This window comes from Pelomicrobium sp. G1 (genome assembly GCF_051905455.1).
In the GTDB taxonomy this organism is placed as follows: Bacteria; Pseudomonadota; Gammaproteobacteria; order Burkholderiales; family UBA6910; genus Pelomicrobium.
In genome coordinates this window covers 1-331 of sequence record NZ_JBQACR010000213.1, presented here as the reverse complement: position 1 = coordinate 331, position 331 = coordinate 1, and the positions used below count along the sequence as shown (strand labels likewise).

Genomic DNA, 331 nt, shown 5'->3' with positions numbered 1-331 from the left:
AGTTACATCAACGGCGCGGTGATCGAGGTGAGCGGGGGCATGTCCCTCTAGGGGGGGGCTCATTCGAACAGCGCCTCGATTTTCCGCTGATCGGGCGGGGCGACGACCCCTTTCTCGGTGATCAGGCCCGTGACCAGGCCGGCGGGGGTTACGTCGAAGGCGGGGTTGCGCGCCTCCACGCCCTGGGGCGCCCAGCGGCACTCGCCGTAACCCAGGACTTCCTCCGCTGGGCGTTCCTCGATGGGGATGGCCGATCCCTCCGCCACGGAGCGATCGATGGTGGACAAGGGGCAGGCCACATAAAAGGGAATGCGGTGCCGCTCTGCCAGCA

The 331-nt window shown here is 67.4% G+C and carries 1 pseudogene; it reads right to left on the bottom strand.

Going from position 1 to position 331, the window contains the following annotated elements:
• Nucleotides 1-59: 59 nt before the first annotated feature.
• Nucleotides 60-331, bottom strand: a pseudogene (gene mtnA / locus ACTFO6_RS18220) (S-methyl-5-thioribose-1-phosphate isomerase); the annotation flags it as partial.